Origin of the sequence: Actinomadura sp. NPDC049753 (assembly GCF_040674655.1) — a bacterium.
Classification (GTDB): Bacteria; Actinomycetota; Actinomycetes; order Streptosporangiales; family Streptosporangiaceae; genus Spirillospora; species Spirillospora verrucosospora.
In genome coordinates this window covers 24,288-40,144 of sequence record NZ_JBFARL010000012.1, presented here as the reverse complement: position 1 = coordinate 40,144, position 15,857 = coordinate 24,288, and the positions used below count along the sequence as shown (strand labels likewise).

Annotated in this window: 19 protein-coding genes; 11 read left to right on the top strand and 8 right to left on the bottom strand. The window is 69.3% G+C overall.

Features of this window, described 5'->3' with window-relative positions:
- The first annotated feature begins 76 nt into the window (after positions 1-76).
- Positions 77-589 carry a hypothetical protein gene (locus AB0K37_RS05515; RefSeq protein ID WP_363975228.1) on the top strand — a complete coding sequence of 171 codons (513 nt, stop codon included), beginning with the start codon at positions 77-79 and terminating at the stop codon, positions 587-589.
- Between the two features lie 654 nt (positions 590-1,243).
- Here the strand turns inward: AB0K37_RS05515 and AB0K37_RS05510 are convergent.
- Complete coding sequence (locus AB0K37_RS05510) at positions 1,244-1,651, bottom strand: RidA family protein (protein ID WP_363975225.1); 408 nt, start codon at positions 1,649-1,651, stop codon at positions 1,244-1,246.
- 75 nt (positions 1,652-1,726) lie between these two features.
- Between AB0K37_RS05510 and AB0K37_RS05505 the strand changes: the two genes are divergently transcribed.
- Positions 1,727-2,092, top strand: a complete 366-nt coding sequence (locus AB0K37_RS05505) for a helix-turn-helix domain-containing protein (protein ID WP_363975222.1) — start codon at positions 1,727-1,729, stop codon at positions 2,090-2,092.
- A 586-nt stretch (positions 2,093-2,678) separates the two neighbouring features.
- Here AB0K37_RS05505 and AB0K37_RS05500 read toward each other — a convergent pair.
- Complete coding sequence (locus AB0K37_RS05500; RefSeq protein ID WP_363975219.1) at positions 2,679-4,856, bottom strand: Imm49 family immunity protein; 2,178 nt, start codon at positions 4,854-4,856, stop codon at positions 2,679-2,681.
- A 93-nt stretch (positions 4,857-4,949) separates the two neighbouring features.
- Positions 4,950-5,531: a helix-turn-helix domain-containing protein gene (locus AB0K37_RS05495; protein ID WP_363975216.1), complete on the bottom strand. Its 582-nt coding sequence runs from the start codon at positions 5,529-5,531 to the stop codon at positions 4,950-4,952.
- A 119-nt stretch (positions 5,532-5,650) separates the two neighbouring features.
- Between AB0K37_RS05495 and AB0K37_RS05490 the strand changes: the two genes are divergently transcribed.
- Positions 5,651-6,577 (top strand): NmrA/HSCARG family protein, encoded by a 927-nt coding sequence (locus AB0K37_RS05490; RefSeq protein WP_363975213.1) that lies wholly within the window; start codon positions 5,651-5,653, stop codon positions 6,575-6,577.
- Positions 6,578-7,106: 529 nt separating this feature from the next.
- Positions 7,107-8,021, top strand: coding sequence for an MFS transporter (locus AB0K37_RS05485; protein ID WP_363975342.1), 915 nt, complete (start codon positions 7,107-7,109; stop codon positions 8,019-8,021).
- Here AB0K37_RS05485 and AB0K37_RS05480 read toward each other — a convergent pair whose 3' ends face one another.
- Positions 8,022-8,591, bottom strand: coding sequence for a TIGR03086 family metal-binding protein (locus tag AB0K37_RS05480; RefSeq protein ID WP_363975210.1), 570 nt, complete (start codon positions 8,589-8,591; stop codon positions 8,022-8,024).
- Here AB0K37_RS05480 and AB0K37_RS05475 point away from each other — a divergent pair.
- On the top strand, positions 8,590-9,399 hold the full coding sequence (locus tag AB0K37_RS05475; protein ID WP_363975207.1) for a helix-turn-helix domain-containing protein: 810 nt from the start codon (positions 8,590-8,592) through the stop codon (positions 9,397-9,399). The genes AB0K37_RS05480 and AB0K37_RS05475 overlap by 2 nt on opposite strands.
- A 616-nt stretch (positions 9,400-10,015) precedes the next feature.
- Positions 10,016-10,981: a MerR family transcriptional regulator gene (locus AB0K37_RS05470; RefSeq protein WP_363975204.1), complete on the top strand. Its 966-nt coding sequence runs from the start codon at positions 10,016-10,018 to the stop codon at positions 10,979-10,981.
- A gap of 681 nt (positions 10,982-11,662) precedes the next feature.
- On the opposite strand, the gene AB0K37_RS05465 is transcribed toward AB0K37_RS05470, so the two are convergent.
- On the bottom strand, positions 11,663-12,310 hold the full coding sequence (locus AB0K37_RS05465) for a TetR/AcrR family transcriptional regulator (protein ID WP_363975201.1): 648 nt from the start codon (positions 12,308-12,310) through the stop codon (positions 11,663-11,665).
- 324 nt (positions 12,311-12,634) lie between these two features.
- Between AB0K37_RS05465 and AB0K37_RS05460 the strand changes: the two genes are divergently transcribed.
- Positions 12,635-12,820 (top strand): hypothetical protein, encoded by a 186-nt coding sequence (locus AB0K37_RS05460; protein ID WP_363975199.1) that lies wholly within the window; start codon positions 12,635-12,637, stop codon positions 12,818-12,820.
- A 57-nt stretch (positions 12,821-12,877) separates the two neighbouring features.
- On the opposite strand, the gene AB0K37_RS05455 is transcribed toward AB0K37_RS05460, so the two are convergent.
- Together AB0K37_RS05455 and AB0K37_RS05450 are read right to left on the bottom strand one after the other, a co-directional pair.
- Positions 12,878-13,144, bottom strand: coding sequence for a hypothetical protein (locus AB0K37_RS05455; protein WP_363975196.1), 267 nt, complete (start codon positions 13,142-13,144; stop codon positions 12,878-12,880).
- A gap of 179 nt (positions 13,145-13,323) precedes the next feature.
- Positions 13,324-13,491, bottom strand: coding sequence for a hypothetical protein (locus AB0K37_RS05450; RefSeq protein WP_363975350.1), 168 nt, complete (start codon positions 13,489-13,491; stop codon positions 13,324-13,326).
- A 62-nt stretch (positions 13,492-13,553) separates the two neighbouring features.
- Here AB0K37_RS05450 and AB0K37_RS05445 point away from each other — a divergent pair, with 62 nt between their 5' ends.
- From AB0K37_RS05445 to AB0K37_RS05435, 3 genes are all read left to right on the top strand, one after another.
- A complete protein-coding gene (locus AB0K37_RS05445; protein WP_363975193.1) occupies positions 13,554-14,324 on the top strand; it encodes a hypothetical protein in 771 nt (256 codons plus the stop codon).
- Positions 14,321-14,683: a transcriptional regulator gene (locus tag AB0K37_RS05440; protein ID WP_363975190.1), complete on the top strand. Its 363-nt coding sequence runs from the start codon at positions 14,321-14,323 to the stop codon at positions 14,681-14,683. The genes AB0K37_RS05445 and AB0K37_RS05440 overlap by 4 nt, the downstream gene beginning before the upstream one ends.
- 142 nt (positions 14,684-14,825) lie before the next feature.
- Positions 14,826-15,206, top strand: a complete 381-nt coding sequence (locus AB0K37_RS05435) for a hypothetical protein (protein ID WP_363975347.1) — start codon at positions 14,826-14,828, stop codon at positions 15,204-15,206.
- Here AB0K37_RS05435 and AB0K37_RS05430 read toward each other — a convergent pair.
- Positions 15,135-15,398, bottom strand: a complete 264-nt coding sequence (locus AB0K37_RS05430) for a S26 family signal peptidase (RefSeq protein WP_363975187.1) — start codon at positions 15,396-15,398, stop codon at positions 15,135-15,137. The genes AB0K37_RS05435 and AB0K37_RS05430 overlap by 72 nt on opposite strands.
- Before the next feature lie 177 nt (positions 15,399-15,575).
- On the opposite strand from AB0K37_RS05430, the gene AB0K37_RS05425 reads away from it, so the two are divergent.
- Positions 15,576-15,809 (top strand): tyrosine-type recombinase/integrase, encoded by a 234-nt coding sequence (locus AB0K37_RS05425; protein WP_363975339.1) that lies wholly within the window; start codon positions 15,576-15,578, stop codon positions 15,807-15,809.
- The last annotated feature ends 48 nt before the right edge of the window (positions 15,810-15,857 follow it).

Genomic DNA, 15,857 nt, shown 5'->3' with positions numbered 1-15,857 from the left:
GCTAACTTCACTGAACGTCAACGGCGGGACCGGATCGCTCAGCCGATGTGGCCCGCCTCCCAGAAAGGGTTCAGCCATGAAACGGAAGAACGCAATCGTCGCCGCCAGCGCCTTGGGAGTCGCCCTGGCCGGCGGAGCGGTGGTCTCCGGTCTCGCCATCGAGTCGACGTCATCGCCGAAGCCCGCGGCGCGCGTCGCCGACGCGGGGCCTGTCGCGGCCGCCGGAGGCCAGGCCGCCGCGACAACGATCAAGAAGACGGACTACGGCCCCTGGAGCGGCCACTTCGCCAACAAGAGTCTCAAGTGCCGGACCTACGCCAGCGCCGGTACCGTCGGAGGCCGCGTCTGGCACTACGGCAAGATCGAGTGCAACAAGAAGACCGCGATCATCGACGTCGTGTCCGGCGTGAACCCGGGCAAGCCGGCCATCGCCCAGCACCTGTGCCGGGATGCCAAGTCCTGCTCGGTCAAGGGATGGGTGAACAACCCCTCCGGCAACCAGAACTGGTCCGTGACCACCACGGGAAGCGTCGGAGTTGTCTGGTTCACCGGCTCCCGGCTCTCCGCCCACGTCGCCTTCCGCGCCTGACCTTGCCGGCACATCACCTGAGTGACCGGTCAGGGCAGGCCCCTTCTCTGCGGCACTGAGAGCCGAACATCCGTCGATACGCCGACACGCGCGGGGCGGCACATGTCCGCCGCCCCGCGCGTTGCCAAAGCAGGCGGCGCAGATCTGCCTAGAACCGAAGCACAACCCGGTACGGTTTGCCTGGTAGAGAGGCGCGACGGGCAGCGCAACTGCACTGTCGCACCGCCCTCGCACCGGACCTACTGGGTGCGGGCCCGTCCCGAGCACCTACTCGTGCGCGGAGACTTGGTGTGAGACCGAGGCCCGAATGAGCGCTGGAGATTCGACGACCGTCGCCGACTCAGCCGGAACGCGGCGCTCACCTGGCCTGCGGGCGCCTTCACTGGTCCGCTGGACGTCGTGATCGACCTGGGGGGCCAGGGCGAGAACGAGCGCGGCGTGCGCGTCATGGCCGGCGGCGCGACCGTCCTCCAGCCCTGAATCCCTCGCGGTGGGCTCCGCTCAACGGACAGCTCACCGACCGCTTCGGCATGGCCTGGGCGCTCGACATCACCGTGCGGTATTCCGTGGCCTGACACGCCGAACGCGGCGGCGAGGTGAGAGCCCTCGCCCGCCGCTCCCGTGCACCTCGTGGGCCGTGCCACGCCGCGGCGCTCACTCCAGAACCGCGGTGGCCTCCACCTCGACGAGCACGCCCGGCTCGAACAACACCTCGACGCCGATGAGCGACGCCGGCGGCATGGGCGAGCCGATGCCGATCTCGTCGGCGACGGATTCGACGCCGGCCATGAACTCCGCGATCTTCTCCGGGCTCCAATGGGTCACGTAGAACGTCAACCGCACCACGTCGTCGAAGGTCGCACCGGCACCGGCGAGTCCAGTGGCCGTGTTCCGCAGGGCCTGCGCGACCTGGCCGGCCAGGTCGGACGGGACCGGCGAACCGTCGGGCCGGTGGGCGACTTGGCCTGCGACGTAGACGTGCCGGGTCCCGGTGGCCACGGCCACGTGGTGATACGGGGCAGGCTGAAGCATCCCCGCTGGAGTGAAGCGCTGAACGGTCATGACGAATGTCCCCTCTTTAGGTATCGTCAAGATACTTAGGCGCGAGAAGACACTTCAACGAGACCAGGTTTCACCATGGATACCTCTGCAGAGCTTCGGATCACCACCGCGCACCGAGAGCTCCTCGACCAGGTGCTCGACAAGTGGTCGCTCAGCATTTTGAACGAGCTGTGCGAACGCCCCTGCCGCTTCAACGAGCTCCGGCGCGCCATCCCCGAGGTCACGCAGAAGTCGCTCACCGGAACGCTCCGCCGGCTCGAGCGCAATGGCGTCGTGGAACGCGAGGTGACCTCGACCCGCCCGGTCGCCGTGACCTATCGCATCACGCCGCTGGGCAAGACCCTCCGTGGCCCGGTCGACGTGTTGCTGGCGTGGGCGGATCGGCACCTGCCGGCCATCGAGTCCGCACGGGACGCTTTCGACGAGGCGGACCACACTTAACCGCTGCGCCGGCGAACACCTCCGTGACCTGCACGCCCGGGCGGCCGGCCGGGCGCCATATGCGCTGCCTTTTCCACCCCGTGGAACTCGGCGGCGAGGCAGCGTCGCGGCCCCTAGGTGGGATCGGGCAAGGTCGACCTCTACGGCGGGGTCGGACAGCCGGTGCCCCCAGGCGGGAGGGACGCCAGAGTCCGTTTCTCTCAACGTCGGAGAGGGCTCCCTCAACCGGTGAGCGGCCCGGCGGCGGAACGGCCGGGCCGGTCCTGGGCCTAATTCTTCTCTGGTTGGCCCGCCGTGTCCGCAACCCGCGGGTCTACGGGGACGGCGCCGGGCGGATACCCGCCGAGGCTTCGGCGGCGGGCGCCGCGGCGGTGCGTGGCCTTGCTCCGCTGGCGGGGCTGGTCGGATCGTACTGGCGTGCGCCGAGCCCGGTCGAGGGCCCCGTTCGCATGGGGTGGCCTGGTCGGCTCAAGCAATGCACACGATTCCGGGCGCGGGGAACGCTCCCGTGCCGGGTCGTCGAGGCCTGCACCTGAGTGGCCGTCAGGCACCCCATGTCCAGGGCGGTCGGGCCCGAGCTGGTATGTCACCTGCCCTCGCGCTCCTGGGCTCTGATCTGGTGGACCAGAGTCAGCGCTCGCTGATGCCAGTGCTGGTCACCGGCCTCCTGATAAGCGACGGCCGCCTTCTCGATCGCCGCGGCGGCTTCGTCCGGCCCGCCCGCCGAATGCCGGGCCAGGCCCAGACCGTGCCACGCCATGGCTTCGCCGTGTCGATCACCCGCCTGACGAAACATCTCTATCGCGTCGGTGTGGGCGATGATCGCTTCGTCCAGCCGCCCGGTCGTCTTGAAGGCGGTCCCGAGGTTGTTGACGGCCAAGGCTTCACGGCGCCGGTCTCCGGCCTCGCGGAAGATCTGGGCGGCTTCGGTGAGCATGGTGATCGCTTCCTCGAACCGCCGCACGTCGCGCAGGGCGCTGCCGAGATTGTTCAGCGCCAGCGCCTCGCGGCGCCGGTCTCCGATCTCGCGGTAGTGGGCGGCGGCGTCAGTGTAGGCGTCGATGGCCTCTTCGTACCGTTGTTGCACGAGCAGGGCGGTGCCGAGGTTGTTCAGCGCTTGGGCCTCACCGGACCGATCATCGTTCTGGCGGTAGAGGGCCGCGGCGTCGGTGTGCGCGGTGACGGCCTCCTCGAACCGCTGCAGATGGCGGAGCGCGGTGCCAAGCCAGTTGAGCGCGTCGGCTTGGGCGGGCTGGTCTCCGGTCTGGCGGGCGGCTTGCAAGGCGAGTGTGGACAGCACATGTGTGTCGGTGATGCGGTGCCGGAGGTTCAGGTACTCACCCAAGGCGAAGGCGATGTGGCGGGTGACGTCGGGATGGCCGGTGTCGAGGGCGGTCCGTGCCGCGGCGATCAGGTTGGGCAGTTCGATGTCCAGCCAGATCAGCGCGTCGCCTCGTCCGGTGAACATCCGCTTTCGGGGCCGGGTGGTGGGGTGGAGCTGATGACCGGCGTCGACGGCGCCGGTCCGGTAGTGCCCGAGCAACCGTGCGACCGCGTCGTCGTCGTGCTCCCCGGTTTCAACGGGGCCGAGGGCTTGGACGAACGTGCGGACCGGGTCGCGCAGGCTCCACCACCCGTACGGCTCCCCCACCTCCACCAGGGACATCTGGGCCAGCGCCTCCGCCGTGGCCAGGGCTTCGGCGGCGGACATGCCGGTCAGGGCGGCGAGGGCGGAGGTGGAGATCTGGGGCCCGGGGTTGAGAGGCATCATCCGCAGCGCCCGCTGCTGGGCACCGGTGAGGTGTTCATAAAGATCGCGCAGCCGGTCGTCGGTGTCGGGCAGGCCGCGCCGGGGCGTGTCGAGCACCGGCTCTGTAGCAGGCTGCCTTCCAGCGGGGGGCTCGGGGAGCAGTCCTTCGGGCAGGTAGCCGGAGCGGACGTCGAGGCGCCATCCATGGGCGAGGACGGCCAGGTTCGCCAGTGCGATGGCGGTGAGGGGCAGCAGTGTCCGGGGGGCGGGATCGTCGCCGATGTCCTCGCGGTACCGGTCGAGGCGGTCGGCCAGGGCCCGTTCGAAAGCCGGCTGGTCGTCGTCGAGCAGCACCCGCAACAGGTGCTGGTCGGGGCTCAGAGGCCGGGCCGCGTCCAGCCGGAGCGCGGCGCGTACGCGGGCCTGCCGATCGGGTTTGGCGACCAGCGGGGGCTTGTCACCGTCGACGAGGTAGTCGGCCAGCGCGTCCATCTCGGCCAGCGCGGCCACGGACTGGGTGGGCGAGACGTGGATCTCGGGCACAACGTCGAACTTCAGGACGAGGTTCCGGCGCCACGGCACCTCGAAGGCGCTGCTGATCAGCGACAGCGCGAACGACCGGACCCACTCGGCGACCGGCGGCGTCTGGGGCTTGTCCATGCAGTAGGACGTTTCGGGGCTGGTGAGCTTCGTGGCGCCATACCGAGCGGTGAGAACGGGGAAGTCGACCTCGAAGTCGCCGTTGGGCCAGAGCCTGCGGTCCAAGACCGCCGCCGCGCACTCCGCCGCGGTCCGCAGGGCGGCGCGCACCGCGGGCTCCGACAGCGCCGGATCGAACTGGGCGCAGGCCGCGACATGGTCCAGGAGCTCGTCGCAGGTCTCGGCGAACGCCACGGGATCGTAGTCGGGTCCCCAGCGCATTCTGTGCCAACGGGTGAAGGTCCGGCCTTCGATGTCGTTGAGCGCCTGGTCCAGGAGCGGTCTTTCGACCTGGTGGCACGAAACTTGGTACACGGGGATTCCTTGCTTTCTCGACTGCGCCACTTCGTCAGCCGGTGGCGCTTCGTTGGTGGACGACCTCCCAGGACGCCCGTGCGCAGGCCGCGCTCAGCGGCGGCGGACCCCCTCGATGGCGATCGCCAGCAGGTGGTCTGCCTCGGAGGGGCCGTCGGCGTCGCGCTCGCTGGCCAGCGAGATGGCGCCGACGAGTTTCAGCAGCTGAAGGGCGGTGATCTCCGGGCGCACGGCATCGGCCGCGCGGGCGCGGGCGAGCAGCCGCTCCCCCGCGCGGAGGATCATGTCGTGGCAGCTGCCGCCGAGTGACGGGTCGCCGCCAGCGCGCGTCAGTGACGCGCTCAGACCGCGGTTGGCCGCGGCGTGGACGCCGACGGCACGGAGCCAGGTGAACAGCGCCTCTCCCGGATCGGCGGCAGTGGTCAGGTCGTCAGCCTGGGCGCAGAGCGCCGCCACCCGGTCTTTGAAGACCGCTTCGAGGAGGGCCCGCCGCGAGGGGAAGTGCCGGTGCAGGGTGGCCGAGCCGACTCCGGCCCGGCGGGCGATCTTCTCCAGGGACGCTTCGGCGCCGTCCTCGGCGATGAGAGCCTCCGCGGCCGCCAGGATCCGGCCGACGTTGCGGCGGGCGTCGGCACGCATCTGCTGCCCGGCTGGCTTGTCGGCGCCTTGCGGCACGAGCGGCTCCTGACTGCTTGCTAAACGGGGTGGGCCCCCATATCTTAGCGGACACTAACTGGAGGGGCACCCCACTTAGAGGGGCGATGCGCCTTCCCGGTTCCACCTGAGGAGAAGCAGTGACACCGAGGAACAAGACCGTCGCGGTGGTAGGAGCGACCGGTTTGCAGGGCGGGGCCGTGACGCGTCACCTGTTGCGCGACGGCTGGCAGGTGAGGGCGCTCACTCGCGATCCGGATGCCGCCCCCGCCCGGGCCCTGGCCAGGGCCGGTGCACAGGTCGTACGGGCGCAAATGGAGGACGTCGACTCCCTGACCGCCGCGGCCGAAGACGCATGGGGGCTGTTCAGCGTGCAGCCCACAGTCGGCTCGCCGGGCACCGCACCGGACTTCACCACCGAGGACGAGGTGCGCTGGGGCGTGAATGTCGCCGAAGCGGCGCAGGCCGCCGGCGTCGGGCACCTGGTGTTCACCTCGGTCGCCGGCGCGGACCGCCATCCCAGCGAGAAAGTGCCAGTGAACCTGGTCAGCAAGTGGCGAATCGAGCAGCGCATCGCCGAACTCGACCTCCCCGCGACGATCCTGCGCCCGGTCTCCTTCATGGAGAACTTCACCGGCGGCTATGCACTCCGGGACGGAACCCTGTCCACCGGAATCGCACCGGACACCGTCCAGCAGCTCATCGCCGTCGACGACGTCGGCGCCATCGCCGCGTCGGTCTTCGCCGAGCCGCGAGAGTGGATCGGCCGGGCGGTGTCCCTGGCCGCAGAGGAACTCACGCCGGTCCAGGTCGCCGAGGCCATCGGAACGGCGCTGGGCGTTCCGCTGCCTTACGTCCAGATCCCGTTGGAGACGATCCGCGAGGTCAGCGAGGACTTCGCCTACGCCAACCAATGGCTGAACGAGTTCGGCTACCGGACCGACATCGCCGCCACCCGACGCATCCACCCCGCCGCGATGGACTTCGACACCTGGTTGAAGCGCACTGGCGCGGCCCAGATCTCCGCGTTCCTGAATCCCACGAGCACCCTTGACCAGGACACGTAAGCGGATCAGGCGCTCTGCCTCGGATCATTGGCGACTGGGCAGATTCAACGCAAGCATCGCCAGCCGTCCAGGGAACGTGGATGAGACAGGCGCTGCGCGCGCCGAGGCTGTACGAAGCGGCGACACCTAGGGACTCGACTCGTCCATCGGACTCCGCGCAACGGCGCAGCCAGCCGACTGATGGTTCGCGCAACGGCGCGATCTGGGGAAGCCTGCCCTGGGCCGTCGGCCGATCGGCCGACGGAGCGGACCGTCGTGCGGAGTGCGCATGGTGCCCACCACTGCGGCCGGACAGGCACGACCGACTCAGAAGGGACGAAGCCTCGCTCTGCTGACCACCCTGCTGGCGGCGTTCCTGGACCTCTTCGAGTGACGATCGTCAATGTCGTCCTGCCACCACTGCAGGCGGACCTGCACACCTCCCCGGCGCACCTTCAGCGGATCCAGGTGGGCTACATCCTGGCGTTCGCGCGCTGGGGATGGTGAGCGGGGCGCGGCTGGGCGATCTGCTCGGGCACAAGCGGCCGGCATCGCCGGATTCGCGGTGGCCTCGGCCCTGTGCGACCTGGCCGCCGGTTCCGGCCTGCTGGTCGCGGCGCGGGTGCTGCAGGGGTTGTGCGCGGCCGCGATGATTCCGCAGGTGCTGTCGCAGAAGAAGGTGATGTACGCGCGCGAGGAGCGGGGCGGCCCGATGGCGGCGTTCGCGGCGCTGTCGGGTCTGGCTGCGACCGTGGGACCGATCGCCGGACCGGCGCTGCTTGAGTGGGGCCTGTGGGGAGCCGGTTGGCGGCTGGTGTTCTGGGTGAACATTCCGCTGGCGGTGACCTTGGTCGCTGCGGTGAAACTGCTGCCCGACGGCCGTGCCGGGGCGGCCGCCTGGCTCGACCTGATGGGGGTCGCGCTGTCGGCGGCCGGGCTGCTCCTGGTGCTGTATCCGCTGGCCACCGCGGCGGATAGGTCCGGCTGGCCGCTGTGGACCTGGCAGTGTCTGGGCACCGGCGCGGTGGTGCTGGCCGGGTTCGTGGCATGGGGGCCGGTGAGGTCGCCACCGTTCTGGAAAGCCATGGCTTCCCGCAGGACGGCTGGCGACCTGCCGCCTCGCCGTTCCCGACCGGCAGCACGTGCTCGTCGCCACCGAAGTCGCGGTGCAGTTGGTGGATCTGGACACCGCGGTATCCCTGCTCGGCACTCTCACCTGCCCGGACAGCCCGCCACCGTCCCAGGCCCGCGCCGCGCAGCGGACTGCGCCGCTCGCGGGGCCGGGACGGCATCAGGCAGCGCCCGTCCCGCGGCTGCGGCACCGTGCCCTAGCGGCGTGGTGCGGTCGCTTTCGCGGGTTCGGGGTTACTGTTGCATTCCAGTGGCCGGTGAGTGTCGCGAGGAGCGTCACCGCACCACGCTTCGACAGCTCGCGCCAGAGGCGACCGACATCACCAGCCGGTGACTAAGCCCAGGCGGGATCACGGCCGGTCAGGCCGAGAATGCGGTCCAAGGTTGGTGCGTCGGTCGGCACTGCGACCTCCGGTCCGTACATGCCCATCTCCCGCCCCTGCTCCACGCTGGCGAAGACCGTGTCGTGCAGATGCGCCAGCAGGTCGGCGGGCAGTTCCAGGCGCTGCCCGGTCGCGACCGCCAGATCCCAGCCGTGCATGGCCAACTCGCCGACGATCATGTCGCCCAGGACGGGCGCGGGCAGCGTCTGCGGCGTGCCCATGTTCGTCTCGCCCTCCCAGGCGCTCAGCGGCGCCCACGACGACGTGATGTCGTCCAGCAGGGCGAGCAGGCGGCCGCGCCAGTCGCCGGCCGCCAGGTCCACATCGGACTCGGCGGCCGCCGGCTGCGGAACGGACTCCTTGCGGCCGCCGCCAGCGAGCGACGGACCCCAGAACAAGAGGTGGTTGACCAGGGCCCGCACGTCGTATTCCGTGCATGGAGTCTTGTTGGCGAGCTGGTCGTCGGTGATGTTGCGGGCGACTGCGGCCATGGCCTCGGCAGCGTTGGACAGATGAGACATGGCAGCGACGCTAGGGGGCCGGAGCCGGAGAGGTATTGGACAAAGGCGACATACACTCTGCCGTGTGGGGCGGGACGTTCGTGAGCTGCGGAGTGCGTGGGCCAGGTATCAGCGCCACACGTTCCATAGGCCGTCCCCGGCTCTCGCGCCATGGGTGGAGCGCTACTGGGAGGCCCGCTGGGACTACGCCGAGCCCTACCGGCAGAAGATCGTGCCGTACCCGAACGTGCACCTCTCGTTCGGCGGCGGCCGCGCGGACGTCAACGGCGTGTGCAGCGGCTATCGGATCAAGGTCCTCGAGGGCCGCGACCACGTCTTCGGCGTCGCGTTCCGGCCGGGCTGCTTCCGCCCGTTCCTCGGCGCCTCCGTCTCGACGATCACCGACCGCGTCATCCCGGCGGCCGAGGTGTTCGGTCCGGACCTGCCCACGACGCTCGACGTGCCGACCGTAGACGCGTTCCTGCTGAAACACCTGCCGGACGACGACCCCCGGGTGCGCCAGGCGGTGGCCGCGGTCGAGCTGATCGCCAAGGACAGGGCCGTGACCAGGGTCGAACACCTCGCCGGCGAGCTGGGGCTGAGCATGCGGGCGCTGCAGCGACTGTTCGCGGAGCACGTCGGCATCGTGCCCAAGCGGGTGATCCGCCGCTACCGCCTGCACGAGGTGACCGCACGCATGGCCGACGGCGGGGCGATCGACTGGGCCGCGCTGGCGGCGGACCTCGGCTACGTCGACCAGGGCCACCTCATCCGCGACTTCAAGGGCATGTTCGGCGAGCAACCGACCTGGTACGCGCAGCGGTATTAGAGGCCGTCTCATCTGGTGGGTTGCCGGTAGCAGATGAGCGTGGCGGTGATTCCGACGAAGGTCAGGAGGTGTTCGGGTCTGCGTTTGTAGGCGCGGTGCAGACGGCGGTAGATTTTCAGCCGCGACACGGTGCGCTCGACAACGACCGAGCGACGCCGGCCGAGGCGTTGCGAGGGCTCGATGACCCACCCTGCGCAACCAGCCGAGGACGGGCAAGTCACCCAGTACCTGGCCGGAGGCTGGCGCTGCTGGAGCGGGTCGCCGCCGCCCTGGCGGCGGCGCGGGCGGTGATCTTGGCGGCGATGAACGCCCGGCGGTGGGGCACCGCAACGCCCCGTCGCACGCCCCGCTGACTGAGGCCGCGCCCGCCTACCTCACCAGCACCCAGCAGGACCGTCTGAGCGAGATCTGGTCCGAGCAGGTGCTGGCCTACCCCTCCTCCCCCGAACCATGTAAAGGAACGCGGGGACCCATCCCCGCATCCGTCTGGAATCGGGCCTCTTGTCGTCCACCCCCTACCCGTACGGGCCAGGGCGGAAGTCCGCACAGGCCGGGGCCGCGGGGTGCGCTTGCCGTTCCCATCCTTCTCGCGGGCTCTCGTGGGTATGGGGTGAGCATGGACAACGTGACAGGTGGGGAGGAGGGGCCCGAGATGAGTGGTCTGGGTGTGGCGGCGGTGGCGCGTCGGCTGGGCGTGGCGCCTTCCACACTGCGCACCTGGGATCGCCAGTACGGAGTCGGTCCGACGAGCGGTGGCCCCGGCCGGCATCAGGGCTACACCCCGGCCGACCTCGCCCGACTGGAGATCATGCAGCAGATGATCTCTTCCGGGGCGTCGACAGGGGAGGCCGCGCAGGCGGCCCTGGACGCGCCGCACGAACAGGAACCGGTACCGCAGAGCCACAGCGCCGCTGACAGTCCCGGTGCTCAGGACATCTCCACCGCCGGCCACGGCGGGTCGCAGACCACGCGGATCAAGAACCTCGCGGACGCGGCGATGGCGCTCGATGAGCTTGGGATGACCGAGGTGGTGGAATCGGCTCTGCGGCACGAGGGTGTCGCGGCGGCATGGGAGCAGGTGATGATGCCGGTGCTCGTCGACATCGGAACCAAACACGCGGCCACCGGCAAGTATGTGGAAGTGGAGCATCTGCTGTCGGCAGTGGTGTCGCGCTGTCTGGTCGCGGTGACACCGCCGCAGGCGATGTTTCCGGCAGGGACCGCTCGCAGTCCCGTGGTGCTGACCTGCGCCCCCGACGAGGAGCACGTCCTACCGGTCCTGGTGCTGGCGGCCGCGCTCGCCGAGGCCGGCGCGGCGAGACTCATGCTGGGTGCGCGAGTCCCAGCGGCGGCGCTGGCCGCCGCGATCGACCGGGCTGAGGCGCATACGGTGTTCGTGTGGTCGCAGACCTCCCAGACCGGTGACCCGTCCTGGCTCACCGAACTGCCAGTCACGCATCCCGCACTGCGGGTGGTGGTCGGCGGCCCCGGATGGAACCGTGACCGGCTTCCGCCCGAGGTGCCCTGCGTGACGTCGATAGCCGCAGCACTCGGAGCGCTGCTCGTGGCAGTCCCCCGCTGACCACTGGAGGCCCCGCCCGCCACCTAGGTACACCGGGACGGAACACGAAATTTGATCCCGCGAGCCCCGCTACTCGAAGCGACGCCTACCGTGGCCGAGAAAAGGTTCGGACGAGGAATCTCTCCCGCGGGAGCGAGGGCGTTCGCGCGCCGTTGCCGCGATAGGCCGGCTGAAATTGTTGCGAGACGCTTCCGTGACGATCATCGGCCTGTCGAGGGACGAACCCACGCGCCACCGAAAGTGGCACAACCACGTGGACCGTACCGCCAATAGCGGTCTGGTGCGTGCGGACCAGGATGTGCCGCCCCGCCGAGAATCTGATGTCGGCCACTTGGCTCGACGTTTCGATCGTCCGACAAGTTTAGCCTTACGTCATATCCTCCAAGGAGGGAGCCAGCTGCGGGAGTGGCCAGTCAAGCGTTTCATAACATCTTGAAAGACTCGAAGCGCCTGGTCCCTGCCAACTTCCCGCAGTGGCCGAGCGATGGCCGGCAGCGCAGCGGCGGCGTTCGGTCACGATCACCCACACATAGCCCGCCAGTGTCGTGGGTCGTCCCCTGCGTGCTTGCGCGCTTGGATCAGGCCTGTCGGCCTGTGCACCGTCAATGGCCATGCCCCATAGTCAGGATGCGCTGCGAACCGCCCCGGCCAGTGAGCCGGTGAGTGCGCCGACCCGGCTGGCTACTCCGGAGGAGGGGCGGACAGCCTGGTCGGTTGACCCGGGTCATCGGGGGCCGGGTGCCACGGGGCGAGCAGCCGGTCCATAAGGACGTGAAGGTGCGCGCGGAACGACTCGACGACCTCTGGCTGAGCCGCGTCCTTCATCCCGTGATCGTGGCTGAGAATTCCCGAGCCCAGGAAGCCGTGTACGCACCAGACCATGGTGCCGAGAAGGTAGTAGGTGTTGACGTCCGGGGGGACCGCGTCTTTTATCCTGCGGGCGGCGAGTTGGAGCAGCGGCCGGGCGTACTGATCCTCCATGGTGGAGAAGTCGGCGGCGTCGGCCACCCAGCGATGTGCCCACAGTGCGCGGTTTTGCGGGTTCGCCACGTGGAAATCGAGATAGGCGTCGACGATCTCGTGTACCGCTGACCGCGCGGAGTCCGACCGGGACACGGCCGCTTCCAGCATTTCCCGTTCCGCCTCGAATGCCTGCCGCATGACCTCCTGGTAGAGAGCGCGCTTGTCTCCAGCCACCTCGGCGACAACTCCGGAACCGACGCCGAGGGCGTCACTGATCAGCTGCAATGAGGTTCCGTCATAGCCGAGTTGCCCGAACAGCCGGGTGGCGACCTCAAGGACGTGCGAGCGCGCGATCTCATCCGACACAGTTTCACGCTACGCATTGTTCGGTGAGGCAGAGCGTGCTCCAGGGCAAGAGCCCGGCACGAGAGGGCAAAGTCGACGTTGAGGCTCCCGTAACGCAACCTCGCATCAGGACGTTTGCCATCGCATGACCATATCGGGCAGGCCGCGATCGAGGGCGTCGAGGCAGCACGCCGTTCGGCCGAGGCCACCGAGCAGGCGCGGCGATGCAGGTCTAACGGACCTCGCAGGTGTGTGCATCGTCGGCGGTCAGCACCCTACGCATGAGCTGATCGAGCAAGGCCGGCACACCGAACGGTTCGCACCGTCTTGGACCGTGGACGCCCCATGCTCGCGGCGGTCGCCGACCTCTCGAACAAGGACTTCTCGCGCGGCGTCCGGCTGCGCCGGATGGCTCGTGCGGGACCTGGTGTGGATGCGCTGCTGGTCGGCACGGGACGCCGGGCGCCGACCGCCGCGGAGAGGGCCGACATGGGCCATCTCGCCGCCCAGGTCCCCTTCATCCTCGGCTGAGCAAGTCTGGGCCGGCCTCGAACCGGCAGGTGGTAGAGGCGGCGGTGCTGTTCCGCGCTACTGCAACGCGGCGAGGCCTTTCTGCAGGTCGTCGCGGTTCATCACCGGGATGATCTCGATCTTCGCGCCCAGTTCCTGGAAAAGCGGCTCGGCGATGGTGGGTATTGTCGCGGCGTCCTGGAGGTCGAAGACGAAGACGCAGCAGCGCCCGCCGTCGCCGGGGCAGAAGTACGCCGCCTCGGGATCGAGCCGGTCCATCAGTGACTTCACGATCTCCGGCATCCTGCCGTTCTTGACCGCGCCGTTCGAGATCTGAGTGTCCATGACCGCTCTCAGCATGACTCTCATCGCGCTCCCCCTGGGCGTCCGGGCCGGCGCGGCCCCCTCCACGCCTGCGTGAACCCGGTGCCGTCCCACCCAATCTCCCACCGGCGCGTAGCGGAAACACCCCCGAACGCGTCCCCTACGGACATCGTTATGGGAGATCGTTTGACTGCGGAAGGTCAGCCGTCGATGAGGTGGCCGATGACTGTTTCGAGTCGGTCCGCCGTCAAGCCCGCCACCCCCATCGCGTCGTCGTGCACCTGGAAGTGCGCCAGCAGCCGCCCCCAGGTCGCGTCCGCGCTCCAGCGACGGAACCGCTGACCGAGCGCTGGGAGCGTCGCTGGCACTCTTGACGCGAAAGTACTCGCTGTTGCAAAGTACTTCGCAAGAGCGAGATGCTGGAGGCATCATGGATCCACAGTCCCCCGACCGGATACTCGACGAGGTGGCGAGACTGCGGCGGCTCACCCGTGCCCGTGCGCGCGGGGCGGCGGTCCCGCTGATGATCTTCGGCCTGCTGACGCTGGCCTCGATCCCCCTGTACTCCCACCCCTTCCACGCGATGGAGACGCTGCCGGACGGCGGCAGCGCGAGCAGACCCGGTTCGACAAGCGGCTATGCGGGGCTGGACGGGTTCGACCGATCGGGAGCCCTCTCGATCGCGTTCTGGCTGATCACAGGACCGCTGAGCTACCTGGCATGCGCCTGGTGGTACCGGCGACGGGCCGCCCGCGTCGGCCTCACCGTGCGGTGGCGGCCCTGGGCGTACACGGGCGCGGCGCTGTTCGCCGTGTTCCTGCTCGCCGTATTCGCTCAGGACCACGGCGTGCAGGATGCGTCTTCGCCCCTCGGAGATGGTTTCGTGGCGAGTGCCGTGGTCAGTCCTCTGCTGGCGATCGCGGTCGGGCTGCTGGTCCTGGCCAAGGTGGAGCGGAGCCCGGGCGTCGCGGTCTGCGGTCTCGTGTACGGGGGGCTGTGCGTCATCATGAACGGCTACGGCCTCGGCCAAATCCCGCCTTGGCTCGCGCCCCCCTACGGCGGCATGATCGACGGAATGCTCAACCCGGCACAGAACCTGATCCTCCTGGCCGCCGTCCTGCTGGTCGGCGCGCTGGTCGTCCAGTTGCGGGCGTGGGCGCGACTGCGTTCGGTCACCGCCGCGGCCCCAGCCCAGGCATGAGGGAGACCAGCGGGCCGCCGGGGGCACCGCACCCCACGCAAGGCCTCAACGACACCGTCCACCATCGCACCCGTCTCGGCATCATGACGGTGCTGCACGAGGTCGACCGTGCCGAATTCGGGTATCTGCGCGACGCCCTGAACCTCACCGACGGCAATCTGTCCCGACATCTACGGACGCTGGACGAGGCCGGTTACATCGAGATCCACAAGGGCTACCACGGACGCCGTCCACGGACCTGGCTCAGTCTGACCCCGAAGGGGACACGTGCGCTGGCAGAGGAGTTGGCCGCCCTGCGCGATCTGGTCGCCCGGCTCGACCGCGTCGCGGATTCCACGGAGACAGCCGAAGGCAAATGATGTGGTCGGCCTCTCGAAACCTACGGCCGGTACTGCCGGCCGTACGCGACGGCGAGCTCGGCTCAGGCGCCGCACGACGCGATCCCTGGGCCGATCAGTTGAAGCAGTCTTGGTCCTTGAGGTTCAGCGCCATCATCGTGACATGGCCGCTTTCCACCTCGCACAGGTCGTCGCAGCCTGTGGGGCGGCCTTTCAGGTCGAAGCCGTCGCACCACCGTCCGCTCTACTTGCGGACCGGCATCCCGGTGCGAAGCGCGGCCCGCTCGGAACTGCCGATTTTCAGAGCACCGTAACCCTGGGGAGTGAGCTGGACCGGGTCGACGTCGGTGACCGTCGCATCACGGCGACAGCCGGGGTGGTGGTGAGGGCAAGGCTGAGGGAGGCGGCCCTGCCAGCCAGAGCCATGGTGAATACGGATCGTGACGGCATTGGTGGGCCTGGAGGTGAGTGCTTACTGGGCGGACAGGCGGCAGAGCATGACACCGACGATGCGGTGACGCGGGACGTATCCGTAGTGCCGTGAGTCCCAGCTCACCGGACGGTTGTCACCGAGCACGACGAGCGTGTGCGGCGGGACCGGGCGCCGCCGATCCGCGCGACGTCCGGGTCGGCCCAGCCCGCAGGCACATGGACGCCGGGGACGGCCACCGTTCGTTTGAGCAGCAGCGTCGTTCGGGGCCGGTCGTTGGGACGCAGAAGGATCACCTTGCCGCACCTGACCCGCCAGGTCCGGCGCACCAGGATCCGGTCGCCCGATCGCGACGCGGGGGTTCCATGCTCGTCCCGTCCACGGTGGTCAGCAGAAGGCCGCGGCGTGCGGCGAGCACCAGCAGTCCGGCCGCGGTGAGCGCCCCGGCGGCGAGGGCGGTGCGGAACGCGGCGCAGCTCGCGGCTGATCACCTCGCGGGCCGGGATCGGGGAGGAGTGGACTCCTCGCGAGCTCCGCCACTCGTTCGTCTCGACCATGAGTGACAGCGGGGTGCCGCTGGAGACGATCGCCGACCTCGTCGTCGGGCACGCGGGGACGGCCGTGACGGAGAAGGTCTACCGGCACCAGCTGAGGCCGGTCATCACCAAGGGCGCCGAGACCATGAACACGGTCTTCGGTCAGAGCAGGTCCGCGTAAGTCTGGGAGCGGTGGCTCCCCGTTTGGCTCCCGGAGGGGCCTCAAGAT